The organism is Mucilaginibacter sp. CSA2-8R, assembly GCF_038806765.1.
Classification (GTDB): Bacteria; Bacteroidota; Bacteroidia; order Sphingobacteriales; family Sphingobacteriaceae; genus Mucilaginibacter.
This window is the reverse complement of the sequence record NZ_CP152389.1, coordinates 4,822,207-4,839,512: the sequence shown is the minus strand read 5'-3', so window position 1 is coordinate 4,839,512 and position 17,306 is coordinate 4,822,207. Positions and strand designations below refer to the sequence as shown.

The following is a 17,306-nucleotide window of genomic DNA, read 5'->3' as shown; positions in this document are numbered from 1 at the left end:
AGAATGATAGGAAAAGCTGTTCAACTGCAAATGCAGATGAACAGTAAACTGAACGAGGGAAACTAAAGCAGTTTCCGCTGCTTTAGTTTTTTATAAAGGGGTGTTTATTTACTTGTTTTACAGGTACGTAAACTGGGCTTGGCTTAGAGCTAACGGGAGAAAAAATAGAAATAATCAATTCTTTAACGCTGCTCAGTACTGAAATCAAATTTCTCATTTGTTGCAATTTTAACGTTTACTTTCAAGTATAAACGTGTTGTTGTATGTTTTGGTGTAAGGTACGTTATTTAAGTATTCCTATGACATTAAAACGACTAAATACATCAGCAGTATGTGGCGCAGCGGCAAGTTCTTCGGTTAAATCTTGGCCGGCCCAATGTTCATAGTGTTTGCCGTTGAGCCATAAGCGGCTTTGGGTTACATCATAAATCTTACCCTCATAAGCTACCCATATCTGGGGTTTGTCCTGCCCATTGCGCAAGGCCAGCTGCGACCGGGTGTAAGCAGGTAAATTGGTCATGCCGTTAAAGCTTTATTTTTACGCTTAAAATACTCAAAAAAACCAATATTCATAAGCAGCAGGGCCATAGAGTAAAAGTGATCTTCGATAGGGATAGTACCTACCCGCTTGCCTATATTTTCGGCATTGTTATACATAACAATAGGTATCGAAGTTAAAATGCCGTTTACAATATAAAATGGCAGCAGTGAAACTATGTATGCCATGTAAAACCGGTTGAGCCAATTTGATTTAAGCACGTACTGCAACACAATGAGTACCACCATTAAAAAGCCAAAATTGACGGCCGTATATAAGCGGTTGTAATACACCGATAGCATGGCCGCACATAAAATGATAACCAGCAAAGAGATAGTTTTGCTGATAGTTTGCGGCAAAGACCATCTTACATAATAATTGAGGCATGCATAGATAAATATGCATGAGAAGGGCACTGTTAAAAAAAATAAAATTTCCTCTAACGGTAAGTCGAAAAATTTAAGGCCTATAATATAAGCCGGGTTAAAAGACCATACGCCTTTAACAGTAAAGAGTACATCCCAAAACAAAAATACCAGTCCCGTTAAAGCCATACCCGGGCAGATGTATTTCCAGCTTTTATAAAAAGCTACCCGCTTATCAAAAGATAGCAGTACTGGGAAAATGATAGTCAAAAAATTGATGAGCAGGTAAGCGTATTTCACTTTAAAGCGGCTAACTGTTTTTTAAGCGTTTCGTTTTCGTGGAGCGTACAGCGTTTAGAATCTAACAAAAACTTGATGATGGTTATCACCACATCTTTGTCGGCCGTGCCATAATGTTTGGCGTTAAGCTGTTTAATCATTTCTTCACGATCGGCAACCAGGTGTTTGCCATAACCTAAAAAGCCAGGCACATTATGTTCAATTGAGAAACGCATAAAACGAATTTCAATATTATCCGGTTCGTGATTAATAGCCTGCTGTAATGTCTTTTCCGAGTCGTTGAGGTATTTAACCTTATAATACGGATTCCAGGCATGTTTAGCTTTTAAAGCCTGCACTACTCCTAAATAGCAAAGATATTGCGGGCTTTTGTTGGGCTCGGCCGAAAGCGTATTGTATAAAGAATCGGTAAGGCTGCGCCGGTCGAGCGCTTCTAACAATTGTTTGCGTATAACTTTAGGACTGGGAGTATCTGCATGTAAAGTATTTGCCAGCATTAATATAAAAAGTACTAATGCTGCTGCAAACGGTTTCCACTTCATTAAATCACCTTTAACTTTTGATGCAGAACAGCTTTAAAGTATAATGCAGTTTTTTGAGTATCAGATATACGGATGCGCTTCTGCAAAATAGTATTGGCCGGTGTTCTGCTTATTTTTTTAAACAGTTGACGGTAGTAAATATAGGCAATGTAAACACCTAAACGCGTTCCGGGTGGTAAAAGTTTAATGCCGGTAAAGGCATCATCAAAGTCTTTTTCAATATCCTTTTCGATGCATTGCTTGTCGCGCTCTGTAAAGCGCTTAAAATCAACGTTAGGGAAATAAGTGCGTCCCCGGTCCTCGAAGTCGGATTTAACATCGCGCAAGAAATTTATTTTTTGAAAAGCTGCGCCTAAGCTGCGAGCCATAGGCACTAAACGCTTATAAAGTTCGGGGATGTTTTCGCAAAAAACGCTCAGGCACATCAAGCCTACCACCTCAGCCGATCCGTAGATGTATTCTTTATACTCTTCGCCATCGCAGGCGGTTAAATCCAAGTCCATTTCCATCGAGCGCAAAAATGCTTCGATCAGGTCATGGCTAATATTATAGTGGTTAACCACTTGCTGAAAAGAATGTAAAACCGGGTTTAAGCTAATTTTTTGCTCAATGGCCACAAAGGTTTCGGCCTTAAAGTTGGCAATCAGCTGCTGCTTGTCGTAATCATGAAAAGTATCTACAATTTCGTCAGCGTATCGTACAAAACCGTAAATAGCATAAATAGGATAGCGAAACCGTTTATCAAAAGCCATAATGCCCTTGCTAAATGACGTGCTATACATCTTGGTGATAATTTTACTGCATTCGAAGCAGGTTTCGTCATACAAATTCATCAGGTAGTGCGGGCTTATACCAAATGTACATTAATTTATACCAAATTGTTTTGTTTGGCCACAAAACAATTTGGTTACTTTAGCCTTGTAGAACCGTAATGACCCCGAAAAACATTGTTGTAATAGGTGCCGGCTTTTCTGGTATGGCCGCCGCTACTTTGCTGGCTAAACAAGGATATCAGGTAACGATATTGGAGAAGAACGACCAGCCAGGCGGCCGTGCGCGTATTTGGCAAGAAATGGGTTTTACTTTTGATATGGGACCAAGCTGGTATTGGATGCCCGATGTGTTTGAAAATTACTTTGCCCTTTTTAACAAAAAGGTGAACGACTTTTACGAACTGAAGCGCCTGGATCCAGGCTACCGGGTTTATTACGGTAAGGATGATACGATTGACGTACCGGCAGATATAAACGCCCTGTACCGTTTATTTGATGGAATAGAACCCGGTAGCAGCAAAGGCTTACAGGAGTTTTTAAAACAAGCCGAGTACAAATACCAGGTGGGTATGGGCGAGTACGTTTTTAAGCCATCACATTCTGTTACCGAGTATTTTGATTTAAGCCTGATTAAAAAAAGCTTAGGTATACAGCTGCTTACCAGCATGAGCAAACATGTGCGGCAGTATTTTAAAAATCCTAAGCTGATTAAACTGCTGGAGTTTCCGGTGTTATTTTTAGGTGCCACGCCGCAAAATACACCAGCTATGTATAGTATGATGAATTATGCCGACTTGGTGCTGGGTACCTGGTATCCGCAGGGAGGTATGAACCAGATTGTACAAGCTATGGTAAAACTGGCCGAAAGTTATGGCGTGCAGTTTAAACTTAATACAGAAGTTAAAAACATCAGTGTAAACGATGGCAAGGCCTCAGCCATAAGCACTACCCAGGGCGATTTTACGGCTGACTTTGTAATTGCCGGGGCTGACTATGAGCATGTAGACCAGAGTTTGGTAAGTAAACCATATCAAAATTATACACATCAGTATTGGGACAGCCGTACCATGTCGCCTTCCAGTTTATTATATTATGTAGGGGTGAGTAAAAAGCTGACCAATGTTGAGCATCACAACCTGTTTTTTGATGAGGATTTTGAGCTGCACGCTAAAGAGATTTATACCGCACCGCAATGGCCCACCAAACCGCTGTTTTATGTATCGTGTGCATCTAAAACAGATAGTAGCGTAGCACCCGAAGGTTGCGAAAACTTGTTTTTTTTAATGCCTTTAGCACCCGGTCTGCAAGACAGTGAACAGATGCGCGAAAAATATTTCGATGTGATGCTTACTCGTTTCGAGGCGGTAACCGGTCAAAATATTCGTAATCACATCATCGTGAAGCGCAGTTATGCCATGAACGATTTTAAAGCAGATTACCATTCTTTTAAAGGAAATGCCTACGGCTTGGCCAATACCTTAATGCAAACAGCTTTTTTAAAGCCGAGCATGAAAGCTAAAAAGATAAAAAATATGCTATATACGGGGCAATTAACTGTTCCGGGACCGGGCGTCCCTCCGGCGTTAATTTCGGGTCAGGTTGTTGCGCACGAAGCGATTAAAATATTAGAAGGAGTTGCTTAGAAAGGGTAACATATAAACATTAATTAAAGTCAATTTGTACTTTTCTCTAAACAAAAAAGGTTTGCTTAAATAAGCAAACCTTTTTTGTTTGTATTGAATTCTGTATTTCGCGACTATTCTTCGTCGGCATAAATTGGCTTTTTAACGCCATTGTCATATGCTTTCAGATTTTTCTTTAATAATTTACGAGCTACGTGAATACGGGTTTTAACAGTGCCGATTGGAATAGTCAGGTGGTCGGCAATTTCGTGGTATTTGTGACCTTCAAAGTACATGGTGAAAGGCACATAATAATCTTCTGGTAAGCGGTCTAAAGCACGACGGATATCATCCATCACAAATTTAGACTCTCCTTGGTTTTTGGTTGAACTGAAAACCAAATTAGCTGACGATATTTCTTCAGATTTAGTAACAAACGTGCTCATTTTTACAAAGCGACGGTAGTTGTTAATAAATGTGTTTTTCATGATGGTATACAACCATCCTTTTAAATTAGTTCCTTCTTTAAACTTATTGTAGTAAGTTATTGCCTTCAACATTGTGTCTTGGACAAGGTCATTAGCGTCATCTGCGTCATGAGTGAAGTGCAGTGCGTATGAGCGTAATGAACTGGCTTGGCGCAGTACCATGGCGTTAAACTCAATCTTTGTCATTCTGTTATCTGTTAAAGTTTTGTACAGATACATTGGCAAACATGATACCGTTTTTATAGCGGTCTTGTACCTTTATTTTATAAATACCTACTTAAATATTCTTTAAAAGAGAGAAAGTTCGATTTTTTGAAACAAATCAACGTTTATTAAACCGCTGTTTTTCAGTTTCTTAATAACGATATTCTTAAACGACAAAAAATTAACTAAATCAATAAAACAAATCTTGTATTTATTTTATTCAAATTACGGTTGTACACAAATGTGTATAGTATTGTGTAGAGCAGTGTAGGTTAATCAATAATATTTACTTCGCGTTCAAGCGCAACGCCAAATTTTGTATACACACTGTCTATGATTTGCGACGATAAATTGTAGATCTCCTTCCCTGTAGCATCACCGTGATTAACAAGAACCAGGGCCTGATTTTTCCAGGTGCCAGTATGTCCAACCACTTTTCCTTTCCAACCGCACTGTTCAATAAGCCAGCCGGCCGCCAGCTTAATCTGGTTTTCGCCAGCCGGATAATGCGCTATTTGCGGATATTGTTTCTGGATATCTGCAAACTGTAATTGCGATATTACCGGATTTTTAAAAAAGCTTCCTGAATTACCAATAGTAGATGGATCGGGCAGTTTAGATACTCTGATGGCAGCTACTACCTGTGATACCTCTTTAATAGTTGGTTGCGTGATGCCGCGATTTGCCAGTTCCTGCTCGATAGCGCCATAGCTTAAATTGAGCTTCGGAGTAAGCGATAACCGGAACTTAACAGAAGTGATAATGTATTGCCCTTTCAAATCTGATTTGAATACGCTTTCGCGGTAGCCAAACCGGCAATCGGGATTGCTGAAGGTTTTAATTTGCCCGGTGGCAATTTCGAATGCGCGGCAGCTTTCAAATACGTCTTTAAGCTCTACACCGTAAGCACCTATGTTTTGTATGGGGGATGCGCCGACCGAGCCTGGAATGAGGCTCAGGTTTTCCATACCTGCAAAGTTGTGGTCTACACAGTAATTTACCAGCTCGTTCCAAACCTCGCCGGCACCTGCTTCAATAAAAACATTATCGTGATTGATGCGATGCTCGATGCCGCGAATATTTAGCCGGATGACTAAGCCGTTAAAATCATTTACTAAGAGCATGTTGCTGCCGCCGCCTAATACCAGCCTTTCGATTTGCTGCCATTGCGGATCCATAAAAAGTTCAGCCAAATCCTCCTCATGGTTAATCTCTACAAAATAACGCGCTTTAGCTTCGATACCGAAAGTGTTAAAGTTTTTAAGAGATACGTTTTCTTCTATTTGCAGCATGGGAGTTGGATGTGAACTTTAGTGGGGTTAAATTTCGGAATTTTATTGAGATAATTACAGATGGCTTAAGCAGGCAATTAAGCAACGTACTAATTATGATAATATATTCCCAGTTAGTGAACCGGTTATCTCTTAAAATACTTCTTACTGGCCACCAGTAGCCCGAATTCTTCCGAAGGTAGCTTCTCCGTAGATTTATGGTGAATTTTGTGTGCCCGGCGGATGCTAAGCAGGTAGCTGTTGGTTGTTTTAAATGCCTTAAAACGATTGTGAATAAACCAATCGTGAAAAATAAAATAGATCAGGCCATAGATAGTAATGCCTAAGCCTATAAAAAAGCCGGCATTATAAGCATTGCGCCCCTGCCACATCAGCCATAACGACAATAAGGCAAACCCGATGCTGAATATGTCATTCAGCTCAAACCAGCCATGACGCTGCTGGTGGTGTGTTTTATGAATAAACCACAACGGCCCATGAAAAAGATATTTATGGATAAACCACGAAAGTGCCTCCATGCCGGCAATGGTAAGCAGTACTATACCTATATCAATTAATACACTCATTTAAATAATGCCTTAAGCTGTTGCTCAATGATAGAAAACACCAGGAAACAAAAAAAGTTGCAAGACCAATAATCTTGCAACTTTAATATCAATACCGATTGATAAAAATCAATCAGCAATAAATGCCTTAAATATGGATTGCCCGGTTGTCGGTAGCAGCTAGACAAGCCTCACGCATCGACTCGGTGTAAGTTGGGTGAGCATGACTCATGCGGCTTACATCTTCGGCGCTGGCGCGGTACTCCATGGCTACTACGGCTTCGGCAATCATGTCGGCCGCACGCGGACCAATCATGTGTACACCTAAAATTTCGTCGGTGGTTGCATCGGCCAGTACTTTTACAAAACCGTCAATATCCATGCTGGCACGTGCACGGCCGCTGGCTTTGAACGGGAATGAGCCTGCCTTGTATTTAACACCTTTTTCTTTCAGTTGCTCTTCGGTTTGGCCAACGCTGGCAACTTCAGGCCAAGTATAAACCACACCCGGAATAAGGTTGTAATTGATGTGTGGTTTTTGACCGGCAATCAATTCGGCTACAAAAGTACCTTCGTCTTCGGCTTTGTGAGCCAGCATTGCACCGCGTACTACGTCGCCAATGGCATAAATACCTTTTACCGAAGTTTCGAGGTGCTCGTCAACGGTAATTTTACGGCCGCGCTCTTCAACCGTAATGCCGATGTTTTCTAAGCCCAAGCCGTCAGTATAGGCTACACGGCCAACCGCTACCATACAGTAATCAGCTTTCAGTTCTTTTTTTTCACCTTTAGGTGAGTCGAAGGTAACCGTTACCTCGTCGCCGTTTACGCTGGCGCCGGTAACTTTGTGACCCAGGTAAAACTCAACACCTTGTTTTTGTAACACTTTTTGCAGCTCTTTACCCAACTGTTTGTCCATAGTAGGGATAATAGAGTCCATAAACTCAATTACCGATACCTTGGCACCCAAACGGGCATAAACCGAACCTAACTCCAGGCCAATAACGCCGCCACCAATGAGCACCAGGTGTTTAGGTACTTCGGGCAGGTTTAAAGCCTCGGTAGAAGTAATGATGCGTTTTTTATCAACAGGTAAAAACGGAAGGCTTGACGGTTTCGAACCGGTAGCGATAATAACATTTTTGCCAGTAATGGTTTCTTCGCTACCGTCGGCTTTTTTAATAACAATAGTATTTTTGTCTTTAAAAGAACCTAAACCCTGGTAAGAAGTAATTTTATTTTTTTTGAACAAGAAAGTAATACCGCCGGTAGTTTGAGCAACCACCTCATTTTTGCGAGCTACCATCTGGCCAAAATCAATCTGAAGGTTATCTAAATTAATGCCGTGAGTTTTAAAAGTATGTGCAGCATTGTGGTAATGCTCACTGGAGTCGAGTAATGCTTTTGAAGGGATACAGCCTACATTTAGGCAGGTACCGCCAAAGGTGCTGTATTTTTCAATACAGGCAGTTTTTAAGCCCAGTTGCGCACAACGTATGGCCGCAACGTAGCCGCCCGGGCCCGAGCCTATAACAATAACATCATATTGCATAACAGTATAGTATTTTGATAGTTTTCAAAGGTAATATTACCTGCTATAAAACGGGTAATTTTTTAGTAAACTTAATGATATACTATACTTTGCTACCATACGGTTATGCAATTTTGAAGTTTTGCTGATGAATCAGCAGTTGCTTAAAGCAAAGGCTTATTTCACATTTAAATCTTTACCGGCAATGTCTTCCCAACGGTAAAAATGGAAGGTTTTGTCGTCGCTCATGGCTACAAACAGGCCATGTTTAAAACGTGCGTTTAAAGGTTTATTTAATACATCCGAGCCATCACTTTGCTGAGCAGCTACCGGTACCACTTTCAGTTCGCGATGCTCAAACGGGTTGCCCGGTGTACCCTCGCGGGTAAAAACATGGAAACGGTTAGCGCCCTGGTCAGATACCAGGATATAGCCGGTAGTGTCGGTTGATTTATAAATAGAAATGCCTTCGTGGTCTGCCTCAAAACCTTTGGTGGCAAACAAGGCCAGTTGCTGGTTACCTTTATTAGGGTCGGCATAGTACTGGCGTACGCCTACCTGCTCATCCGAGTAATAGATGTAGCCCAACTCGTTATCAACGGCAATAGCTTCTATTTCTTTTTTGCCGCTGTAAGCGCCAAATTTTCTAACCAGTGTTGCTTTAACTGTTCCGGTACTATTGTCGGTTAATAAGTATTGCCATAAATAACCATCTTCTTTCGGTCCGTTTTTACGGCCTACAATAGCATATATTTTACCGTCTTTAGCGGTGTACATGGCAATGCCCATCAGGTCGCGGTATTCAAAACCGTTTTCGCCGATAAACATATCCAGGCCGCCGTTATCAACCGGTTTCATATCGGGTAAAGCGTAAATGCGAAGCTTATGACTCATGCGCTCCGTAGTAACGGCAATATCTGTTTTTTGACCATTAAGTACCAAGCCATAAGCAATATCAACATTATTAGGGCGCTTTAAACCTTTTACTACTTTATTGGCAATAATTTTACCGTCCAGGTCAAACACATATAAGCCGCCATCGGCGTTTTTGTCGGTACCTATAATCAGGCTTTGTGCCGGATTGGCTGCATTGTACCAAATAGCCGGATCGTCGGTATCATAATTTACCTGTTGGGTTACAATTACAGGTTTAACCAGTGCCGACACCACAACACCCGGAGGTAATTTAGTGCCAGAAGATGGCTGGCAGCTGGTGCCGGCTGCAGAAAGGAAAGCTAAAAAGCTTATATAGCTAATGGTAAGCTTATGCATTATAATGTGCTATTTAAAAGCGGCGTTGCTATTAAACAACGCCGCTTAAAGTAATGAGATAATAATTATTAAAACTGTTTTTATTTGATACCGTAAGCACCTACATAGTTAGATGGTGCAGGCGAGGTATAATTAACGCCGTTAACAATAATGCCCGAAGCGTAATTACGTGTAAAATTGGTTTTGCCCTTGGTTAATGCTGCCGAGCCTGCTTGTAAATGGAAATCCCAGGCGGTGTTATAATCCGCAGTACTGGTTGAGGTACTTAATGGGTAATTTACCAGCATCGGGTCGTTAGCGCCAGCAGTTTTACTGATAACATCATTGGTGCCTGCAATAATTTCGGCCGTTGGCTGGAATTGGTTAACGGTTGTTTGGTCGTATCCGTAGTACCAGTTATTGCTGTAAATAGAGCGGCTGTCTTCGGGCTTTTTGGTATCGCGCTTAATACCAAAACGGATATTTACAAAAAGGTTGTTATACAACTCAGCACGCACAGAAGCTTCGACCCATACGGAGCCGCCTTTAGCTGTGGGACGGCGCCATCCGGTATTTACCATAGTATTATTGTAAGCAATAATGTAGGCTTGTGTTGGGCGGTCGCCGCTGTTTGAAAGTTTAAAGGCATTAGTATTAGTGCTGTAAACTAAGTTGTTAGCCAAGTCTGCCACGCAGCCTGATTTAAAGTTCATGGCTTCGCCACCGGTTACGCCGGTAGTGTAAAATACATTGTTAGCAAAGATGATTTTACCACCCTCAATGTAAGTACAGTCTTCCTGAAAGTTACGGAAGGTGCTGTTTTGCACAATCAGCTTGCCGTTTATATTAGAGAACCATAATGCAGGCAGGTTCTCGCCGGCTACTGCCTTATACAAACCCTGTTTTACAGAAGTTGATGCATCTGATGTGGTGCTGCCACCATATTCAAGTATAGTATGGTCTAATACCAACTCGGCACAGCTTGGTGCAGCCAGTATACCACCCCATAACTTACCAAACTTTTTGGCTGCTGTTTTATAAAATTCGTTTACCGTAAATTTAACCGGGTTTTGCTCTGTACCTAATGAGTATAGGTTGCCTTTTACAATAATTTCCGGTTTGGCCACAGTGTCCATCAGCACGGTCACACCTTCTTCTATGGTTAACGATTTGCCGGCAGGTATTACGATATCGCCTTTAATTACCTGGGTGCTGCCTTTAAGCCATACGCCTGATACCTCGCCCATGGCCGAGCCATCGGCCGGGGTAGTATCTACATCAATGTTTGCTTTTTCACATCCCGTGAAAACTACGGCGGCTAAGGCCAGTGCTGCAAAAATGTGTTGAAATTTCATGTGTTATATCTTTAAAGGATGTTTACAATTTGTAACGGAGGCCAATCAGGTAGCTCTGTTTGTAGTAATCGTTGCGGATAAGCGTCTGACCATTGCTTACCAGGTTTTCGGCAATGTTATTATTGGCAGGGTTGGTGCCTTTAATTAACAGCTTGGTTGGTGTATTTAAAAGGTTGTTAGCTTTGACAAAAATGGTGATGCCGTGTTTTAAGCGCTTTTCGGCAGAGGCATCCATCTGGATAAAGGCTTTTTGCCATAAGTCGTTGTTTAAAAACTGAGAGATGGTATTGATGCGCTCGCCGGTGTAGGCCGCAGCTAATTGTGCATCCCATCCTTTTTTAACATCGCGATATAGTAACGAAACGTTGGCAATATGTGCCGACTGGCCGAATAGTGGTCGGGTTTGATCAACTAGGTAAGCTTCGATGTTACCGTTAGCGCTGTTAATGCGACGTGCCGTTTTAGGCGTTGTAATACGCGAGTTAGTATAGGTATAGTTAGCTTTAACACCTACTTTATTAAAGTATTTAATATAATCTAATTCAGCACCAAAATTATGAGCCGTGCCAAAGTTACCTGGTGTGTAATAAGTATCCTGGCCGCGGGTAGCATCGGCCTGAAAGGTGTATTCAATTGGGTTTTGGATGCGTTTATAAAAACCACCTAAAAATAATTGGCCGGCCGTTGGCGAAAATAATTCATAGCGTAAGTCATAGTTGTCTGCTATGGCGCGTTTCAAGTCGGGGTTGCCTTTTTCTTTGTAATCTTCATTCGCAATACCGCCAGGAATCAACTCATAAAAACCGGGGCGGTTTAATGCTCGATAATAAGAGGCGTGTAGCTGGGTGTTGTTGTTAAGCAGGTATTTTAAGTTTAAGCTGGGCAATACATCGGTGTATACCTGTTTGCCATTAGGGCGCAATTCGCCTGCCGGAAAAAGCATATTGTAACCCTGGTTGGTATGTTCAACTCTGGCACCACCGGTTACCTGTAATTTGTTGATGGCAAACTTTACCATACCATAACCGGCTCCCACTTTTTCGGAAGCATCATAAGTAAGCGGATTGTTTACGCCGCCACCAGGGTTGGTAACTGATAAGGCAACGTCTGTATAAGATTGAAAGTTTACACCGTAACGGTCTGTTGCCGTAACCGGTGCAAAAGTGTAGTTGTTAAAAAAGTTGCTGCGCTGCTTATCGCGGTATAAACCACCTGCACTAAAGTCAACCGGCGAACCACCTATATTAGCGGTATAGGTAAGGTCTAAATAACCGGCTTTATCTTCATCCGTATTACGTTCCCAACGGCGGGTAACAGGTGCTGTGGTGACCAATACGGTGCGACTGTCTACGTTATTTTGGCGCAGGCCGTTTACACTGATGGTGGTATTATCAGGTACGTCATTTTTGGCAGATGAGTAAACGCCCGACCAGTGAATTTTAAAATGATCGTCGAATAATTTATGGTCGCCTTGCAGGGTGCTGTTGTAAATTTGTTGCTCCGTTAAACGGCTGCGGGTTGAGTAAGTAAGTTCGGCGTTACCGGCTTGTGGATTATAAACGCCATTGTAAGCAGTGCTTACTGCATCGCGTACCTGGATATTATCAAGCCTGGCATAAAAGTTATAAAGGCTTATCTTGTTGTGTGTGTTGAAAACATAGTCGGCGTTGGCGTTTAAGCCGTAGCGTTTTTGCTGTTCAGAATATTTTCGGTCGCTTTTACTGGTGATAGTGGCGTACGCATCTGTACCGCTAACCGACGAACTGTATAGTGTGCTGTTACTGCCGCGGTAAGTGTTTTGATAACTACCCGACACAATGATGCCTAATTTACTATCTAAAAAGCGCTGACCGATAGACAGGTTTCCAACCAGATTGGGTGCCGGGTTTTTCAGGCTGTAATTAAAGACACCCTTATGGAAATCGCTTGGTTTAGCCTGGTAAGCACGGCCATTAATTTCATAAGGCGATTTATGGTTAATACTGCCATAATCGTAGCTCATAAATTTACGGTCAAAAAATAACTGGTTATAACCGGTGGCAACGTTGGCAGTAACCTGCAGTCGGTCGGGAGCCGATTTCATTACCATATTTACAGCGCCACCAATAGCATCACCTTCCATATTAGGGGTAAGTGATTTGTAAACTTCCAAACGTTCCAGAATATCAGCTGGGAAAATATCTAGCGGAACATAGCGGTACTGGTTGTCCGGGCTCGGAATTTTTACGCCGTTTACTAAAGTGTAGTTGTAGCGCTTATCCATACCACGCAAAATGGCGTATTGTGCATCACCGTTGCTATTACGCTCAACAGACACGCCCGATACCCGCTGTATAACGTTAGCTACTGTAAGATCGGGAGAAACTTCAATAGCTCTTGCAGAAACGATGTTGGCAATAGGTACAGATACTTGCTCTAAGCGGCGCGCCTCACGTTCGCTGCCACGAACTTGTTTAGACATTACCGAAACAACTGCTAAATCCTTACCTGCCGGCTCCAGGTAAAACTTAAGGTGATGGTAATCATCTTTCTCTTTGGTAGCCTCAATCTCGAGTGATGTAGTTTTATAACTGATATAACTAACCCGTAAAGTGTAATGGCCTGGTTTTACATCATCAATTTTAAAAGATCCGTCCAAACCGCTGGAGGTTGCTTTGTTTGTTTTATCGAGCGAGATAGTAGCTCCGGTTAAGGGTTCACCGGTTTTGCTGTCATAAACATGACCTTTAATAGTAGTAGCCTGTGCAGCAAAAATGCTTAGCGTCAGCAGCAAAAAAGTTTGTAACAGTTTGTTCATATCAGGGTATTTTAATCCGAAAACTTTCGGCCGGATTTAATACTGCAAAGGTGTGTTACTCAAAAATAAAATACCTTTTTATGGGGGTTACAAAAAGGAAACACCGTTACAATGAGCGTTAATCAAGCGTTACTAAGTATCTGTAAATATCTGACTAATAATAATTTGTAAGTTTATTATTCTCCATTATCATTCAGTTACCGTTACATTAAGCAAATGTTAAGGCTTGAGGCTTATTGATCCTAAGGGGAGTTTTAGAGCGACTGGATAAATGCCGATAAATTTTCGCCTTGATCAAGATTGAGCTTTTTGCGCAGCCGGTGCCTGGCTACCCGCAGGCTATCCATTGATATTCCTAATAAGCCTGAGATGTCTTTCGAATCCATGTTTACCTTGATTAGTGCAATCAGTCTAATATCGGTAGGGGTAAGGTCTGTGCTTATTTCCTTTAGGCGTTCAAAAAAGCGCTGGTGTACCTGCTCCAAAGCAGCGGTAAACTCTTTCCATTGCTGCTCGTGGTTAAAGCTCTGATTTATTTGATGCACCATTTGCTGCATCTGTTTTTTCTGGTCGCGTTTATCGTCTTTAACCATTTGCTGCAAAGTATTGCGCATTTGCTCAAGCAGTTGGTTGTTGCGTATTAAGTTGAGTGTGTGCGAGGATAGTTCTTTACCCTTAAGTTCTAACTGCTGTTGCAAGGTTTCTTCCTGTAGCTGTTTGTTTTTAAGCTCCAGTTGCATCAGTTCGTGCTGGGTTTTAAAAATAGCTTCGTTGCGTTCGGCCAGTAACCTCTGGTCGTTTATTTTGAGCCGTTGCCGGCTAAAAATTACCACACCCAAAATAATCAGCAAAAGCACTACGATGCTTACCGCAACGGTAATAATGTAATTAGTTTTTTTGATGGTATTAAGCCGGGCTATTTCGTCGTTTTGTTTATTAAAGTTATAAAGCACCTGTAAAAACGATGTTTGCTTCAAACCGTCTTTAGAGTAAATCTCTAAAGATAATTTACGACTCAGTTCAGCATAATAATAGGCGCTATCCAAGCGATTGAGCAATTGGTACGTCTTTCCTAAATCATGAGTGGCGGCAGCTATTTGATACGTATTGTGCATTTGCTGCGCCAGATGGTAAGCTTTGTAAGATTGCTGTAGCCCATCCTGATATCGCCCGCTTTTACGAAAAACGTCGCCTAAATTATTAATAACCTCAATGCCATCTATCGTATTTTGCTGCTTTTCGTACAGTTGTACTGATTGGTTAAAGTAATAGTAGGCCGAGTCGTACCGGGCCAGGTCTTCATAAATACTTCCGATGTTTTCATAAATTTTGGCTAAACCTAACTTTGAGCCAACCTGCCGGTACTTAGCTAAGGCCTGCTTTTGGTAGCTAAAGGCCGTTTGATATTGTTGCTGTTTTTCAAACAGATGTCCTAATTCACCTAAAACTTGGGCTTGGCCTTCACTGTTGCCTGTTTGGCGGTAAAGTTCATGAGCCTTTAAATAAAACTTTTTGGCCTGCTTGGGTTGCCGGTTATAATAATAGAGCAGGCCCATTTTGCTCCAGTTGCCCGCAAGTTTATCTTTTTGTTTTTCTGATTCGAGCAGTTGTTCGGCATGCTGGTAAAAATCTAACGCCTGGGCATAATGACCTTGTTCATAGCATACCTGACCCATTTGCTGCAGGCTTTGTGCTGCCACCAAAGTTTGATGATTAGACACCGCCCTGGCATGCACCTGCTTTAATAACATCAGCGCAGAGTCTGGTTTATAAGATGATAAATTTTGTGCCTTACTTAAATTTGTTGCTTCGGTTAATTGAGCTAAACTCTGCAATGGCAGCATCATCAAAAAGCCGATGATAAGGACTTGTAATTGTATTAAAAATTTGGCTTTTTGTTGCATCAGAGATGACAGAAATATCAAAAGCACACAGAAACTGATGAATGTCTGTTACAAAAGAAATAAACAAATATTATCTTAATGTTAAGCGCGTAGTGACAATGGATTTTAAGTATTCAGACGACAATATTTCTTAACATTGAGCTTAAAGTTTAACAAAAACATAATATTGCTTTGATAGTAATATCATATACTTTTGTTAATGCGCAGATACAGAATAATATGAAAGATAAATTAAAAGATCAACTTAAGTCAGTACGTAAAGAAGCGAAGCAAGAAATCCAGGCCCGATTAATTGGAGACTTAAAAGAGTTAACTGTTAAATATGGAGAGGGATCGAAAAAGCTGGATAAAAAAATTGAAAAAGAGTCAAAGCAATTGGCCAAAAAGCTTTCTAAAAAAATAAACATCAAAAAAGAGCAACCTGCTCAAGAATCGGCTGCTGCCTACGTTTAATAAAAAAAATCGCCTGATGTAATTTTATGTGAAAAGGTGGGCGCCAGTTAAAATGGTTCTCACCTTTCAGTAATTGGCTATCTAAAAGATGTGCTTATCGTATAATATAAGATAAAGCCATACCATCATAAAAAATATGGATTGAGCCACTGGTGACAGTCGCTGAAAAAAGCGATCAGTTGCCGTTCCGTCCAGCATGGGTAATCCCGACATTTCTTTTTGCCCTTCCAAGTTGTAGTGTTTAAGTACGTTGCCCATACGTACAATGCCCATAACAACATCTACTAAAGTAAATAAACTTACTGCAACACCAATGTATGGGATAACTACACTCATCATTTGCGCTTTGGTATGCCAGTAAGGTGTTGCCGACTGGAAAATAGTAAGCGCCGAGTAAATGCCGAACATAAATGCCAGGCAGTTATTTAACCAAATAAGGCGCAGGCCGATAGACATATTGTAATGCTCTATCTGTCCGCGGCTTACATTATAGAGTTGCGATGCCGAAGCGGAGTTGGTACTCATAACTTAATTACAAATAGTTTTGGCAGTAAGTTTTTGTAATTGAAATATTTTAGCGCTGTTAAATAGCAATTACCAAAAAACGTCAGATTTTGTTGGCTGCCGGCAACACATATCGTAACTGATTTTTTTTCATTGTAACAAAAACACTGCTTTTTAATAGTTAAAGTTAACTTAACATTGGGCATGTAGCTTTGTGGTATTAGTTAAAATGAAACATTTTTCGGACGCAGCGCTACTACAACAAATTAAGCAGGATGACCATTTAGCTTTTGATGAGCTGTTTGAACGCTATTGGGAAAAAATGTTTAAAGCAGCGTGGAGTCGTTTAAGTGATGAAGCTGCTGCTCAGGATGTTGTACAGGAAATTTTCATTAAAATATGGCAGCGGCGGCAGGTTTTAGAAATCCATATTTCGTTAGAATATTATTTATTAAGTGCCGTGCGCTTAAGTGTGATTGATTATTTCAGGTTGCAAAAGGTTAGCAGGCAGCGTATGGAGGATGCTCTGCAGCGGATAGAGATACTGGAAGATTCTATCCATGCCAATGCCGGTTATTTGGAGCTTGAGCATACCCTCGCCGAAGCTGTAAGCCATATGCCCGAAATGCTGCAGCGCATCTATGAGCTACGTAGCAGTAATCATTCGGTAAAAGCGATTGCTGTTAAATTAGGGCTTGCAGAACAAACCGTAAAAAATTACATCTCCGAAGTATTACGCCGACTGCGTATAGTAGTTAATAAAAACCACCCTGAAAAAAATACCGCCTACCTGGCTATCGCACTTCTGATGCTTTACAATTAATTAACGCAATGGTAATTTA

16 protein-coding genes are annotated in these 17,306 nt (G+C 41.3%); 3 read left to right on the top strand and 13 right to left on the bottom strand.

Annotated features, from left to right (window positions below; genetic code table 11):
• Window positions 1-283: 283 nt before the first annotated feature.
• Genes AAGR14_RS20600 through AAGR14_RS20585 form a run of 4 tightly spaced genes read right to left on the bottom strand, consistent with a single transcriptional unit; the run spans window position 284 to window position 2,497 of the window.
• Entirely contained in the window at window positions 284-520 is a 237-nt protein-coding gene (locus AAGR14_RS20600; protein ID WP_342646131.1) for a cytochrome b5 domain-containing protein, read from the bottom strand.
• Window positions 517-1,203, bottom strand: a complete 687-nt coding sequence (locus AAGR14_RS20595; protein ID WP_342646130.1) for a lycopene cyclase domain-containing protein — start codon at window positions 1,201-1,203, stop codon at window positions 517-519. The genes AAGR14_RS20600 and AAGR14_RS20595 overlap by 4 nt, the downstream gene beginning before the upstream one ends.
• A complete protein-coding gene (locus AAGR14_RS20590; protein ID WP_342646129.1) occupies window positions 1,200-1,745 on the bottom strand; it encodes a hypothetical protein in 546 nt (181 codons plus the stop codon). The genes AAGR14_RS20595 and AAGR14_RS20590 overlap by 4 nt, the downstream gene beginning before the upstream one ends.
• Complete coding sequence (locus AAGR14_RS20585) at window positions 1,745-2,497, bottom strand: phytoene/squalene synthase family protein (protein WP_342646128.1); 753 nt, start codon at window positions 2,495-2,497, stop codon at window positions 1,745-1,747. Before AAGR14_RS20585 ends, AAGR14_RS20590 begins: the two co-directional genes overlap by 1 nt.
• 179 nt (window positions 2,498-2,676) lie before the next feature.
• Here AAGR14_RS20585 and crtI point away from each other — a divergent pair, with 179 nt between their 5' ends.
• Window positions 2,677-4,161: a phytoene desaturase family protein gene (gene crtI, locus AAGR14_RS20580; RefSeq protein ID WP_342646127.1), complete on the top strand. Its 1,485-nt coding sequence runs from the start codon at window positions 2,677-2,679 to the stop codon at window positions 4,159-4,161.
• A gap of 113 nt (window positions 4,162-4,274) precedes the next feature.
• Here crtI and AAGR14_RS20575 read toward each other — a convergent pair whose 3' ends face one another.
• The 8 genes from AAGR14_RS20575 to AAGR14_RS20540 all read right to left on the bottom strand — a co-directional run bounded on the left by AAGR14_RS20575 (window position 4,275) and on the right by AAGR14_RS20540 (window position 15,507).
• Window positions 4,275-4,814: a sigma-70 family RNA polymerase sigma factor gene (locus tag AAGR14_RS20575; protein ID WP_342646126.1), complete on the bottom strand. Its 540-nt coding sequence runs from the start codon at window positions 4,812-4,814 to the stop codon at window positions 4,275-4,277.
• A 290-nt stretch (window positions 4,815-5,104) separates the two neighbouring features.
• A complete protein-coding gene (murB, locus tag AAGR14_RS20570) occupies window positions 5,105-6,124 on the bottom strand; it encodes a UDP-N-acetylmuramate dehydrogenase (RefSeq protein ID WP_342646125.1) in 1,020 nt (339 codons plus the stop codon).
• A gap of 125 nt (window positions 6,125-6,249) precedes the next feature.
• Window positions 6,250-6,690, bottom strand: coding sequence for a sterol desaturase family protein (locus AAGR14_RS20565; RefSeq protein ID WP_342646124.1), 441 nt, complete (start codon window positions 6,688-6,690; stop codon window positions 6,250-6,252).
• A gap of 127 nt (window positions 6,691-6,817) precedes the next feature.
• Complete coding sequence (gene lpdA / locus AAGR14_RS20560; protein ID WP_342646123.1) at window positions 6,818-8,221, bottom strand: dihydrolipoyl dehydrogenase; 1,404 nt, start codon at window positions 8,219-8,221, stop codon at window positions 6,818-6,820.
• A gap of 156 nt (window positions 8,222-8,377) precedes the next feature.
• On the bottom strand, window positions 8,378-9,472 hold the full coding sequence (locus AAGR14_RS20555) for a phytase (RefSeq protein ID WP_342646122.1): 1,095 nt from the start codon (window positions 9,470-9,472) through the stop codon (window positions 8,378-8,380).
• 80 nt (window positions 9,473-9,552) lie between these two features.
• Window positions 9,553-10,806 carry a right-handed parallel beta-helix repeat-containing protein gene (locus AAGR14_RS20550; RefSeq protein WP_342646121.1) on the bottom strand — a complete coding sequence of 418 codons (1,254 nt, stop codon included), beginning with the start codon at window positions 10,804-10,806 and terminating at the stop codon, window positions 9,553-9,555.
• Between the two features lie 22 nt (window positions 10,807-10,828).
• Entirely contained in the window at window positions 10,829-13,603 is a 2,775-nt protein-coding gene (locus AAGR14_RS20545; RefSeq protein WP_342646120.1) for a TonB-dependent receptor, read from the bottom strand.
• A 254-nt stretch (window positions 13,604-13,857) separates the two neighbouring features.
• A complete protein-coding gene (locus tag AAGR14_RS20540; protein ID WP_342646119.1) occupies window positions 13,858-15,507 on the bottom strand; it encodes a tetratricopeptide repeat protein in 1,650 nt (549 codons plus the stop codon).
• Between the two features lie 219 nt (window positions 15,508-15,726).
• Between AAGR14_RS20540 and AAGR14_RS20535 the strand changes: the two genes are divergently transcribed.
• On the top strand, window positions 15,727-15,960 hold the full coding sequence (locus AAGR14_RS20535; RefSeq protein ID WP_342646118.1) for a hypothetical protein: 234 nt from the start codon (window positions 15,727-15,729) through the stop codon (window positions 15,958-15,960).
• 81 nt (window positions 15,961-16,041) lie between these two features.
• Here AAGR14_RS20535 and AAGR14_RS20530 read toward each other — a convergent pair whose 3' ends face one another.
• Window positions 16,042-16,485, bottom strand: a complete 444-nt coding sequence (locus tag AAGR14_RS20530; RefSeq protein ID WP_342646117.1) for a hypothetical protein — start codon at window positions 16,483-16,485, stop codon at window positions 16,042-16,044.
• A 208-nt stretch (window positions 16,486-16,693) separates the two neighbouring features.
• On the opposite strand from AAGR14_RS20530, the gene AAGR14_RS20525 reads away from it, so the two are divergent.
• Window positions 16,694-17,287 (top strand): sigma-70 family RNA polymerase sigma factor, encoded by a 594-nt coding sequence (locus AAGR14_RS20525; protein WP_342646116.1) that lies wholly within the window; start codon window positions 16,694-16,696, stop codon window positions 17,285-17,287.
• Window positions 17,288-17,306 lie beyond the last annotated feature (19 nt).

What these genes read in the sequence shown, in the direction of transcription:
- AAGR14_RS20600 (WP_342646131.1), bottom strand. Translation starts at nt 520, where the DNA reads ATGACCAATTTACCTGCTTACACCCGGTCGCAGCTGGCCTTGCGCAAT.
- AAGR14_RS20590 (WP_342646129.1), bottom strand. Translation starts at nt 1,745, where the DNA reads ATGAAGTGGAAACCGTTTGCAGCAGCATTAGTACTTTTTATATTAATG.
- AAGR14_RS20585 (WP_342646128.1), bottom strand. Translation starts at nt 2,497, where the DNA reads ATGGCTTTTGATAAACGGTTTCGCTATCCTATTTATGCTATTTACGGT.
- crtI (WP_342646127.1), top strand. Translation starts at nt 2,677, where the DNA reads ATGACCCCGAAAAACATTGTTGTAATAGGTGCCGGCTTTTCTGGTATG.
- AAGR14_RS20575 (WP_342646126.1), bottom strand. Translation starts at nt 4,814, where the DNA reads ATGACAAAGATTGAGTTTAACGCCATGGTACTGCGCCAAGCCAGTTCA.
- murB (WP_342646125.1), bottom strand. Translation starts at nt 6,124, where the DNA reads ATGCTGCAAATAGAAGAAAACGTATCTCTTAAAAACTTTAACACTTTC.
- AAGR14_RS20565 (WP_342646124.1), bottom strand. Translation starts at nt 6,690, where the DNA reads ATGAGTGTATTAATTGATATAGGTATAGTACTGCTTACCATTGCCGGC.
- lpdA (WP_342646123.1), bottom strand. Translation starts at nt 8,221, where the DNA reads ATGCAATATGATGTTATTGTTATAGGCTCGGGCCCGGGCGGCTACGTT.
- AAGR14_RS20555 (WP_342646122.1), bottom strand. Translation starts at nt 9,472, where the DNA reads ATGCATAAGCTTACCATTAGCTATATAAGCTTTTTAGCTTTCCTTTCT.
- AAGR14_RS20550 (WP_342646121.1), bottom strand. Translation starts at nt 10,806, where the DNA reads ATGAAATTTCAACACATTTTTGCAGCACTGGCCTTAGCCGCCGTAGTT.
- AAGR14_RS20545 (WP_342646120.1), bottom strand. Translation starts at nt 13,603, where the DNA reads ATGAACAAACTGTTACAAACTTTTTTGCTGCTGACGCTAAGCATTTTT.
- AAGR14_RS20540 (WP_342646119.1), bottom strand. Translation starts at nt 15,507, where the DNA reads ATGCAACAAAAAGCCAAATTTTTAATACAATTACAAGTCCTTATCATC.
- AAGR14_RS20535 (WP_342646118.1), top strand. Translation starts at nt 15,727, where the DNA reads ATGAAAGATAAATTAAAAGATCAACTTAAGTCAGTACGTAAAGAAGCG.
- AAGR14_RS20530 (WP_342646117.1), bottom strand. Translation starts at nt 16,485, where the DNA reads ATGAGTACCAACTCCGCTTCGGCATCGCAACTCTATAATGTAAGCCGC.
- AAGR14_RS20525 (WP_342646116.1), top strand. Translation starts at nt 16,694, where the DNA reads ATGAAACATTTTTCGGACGCAGCGCTACTACAACAAATTAAGCAGGAT.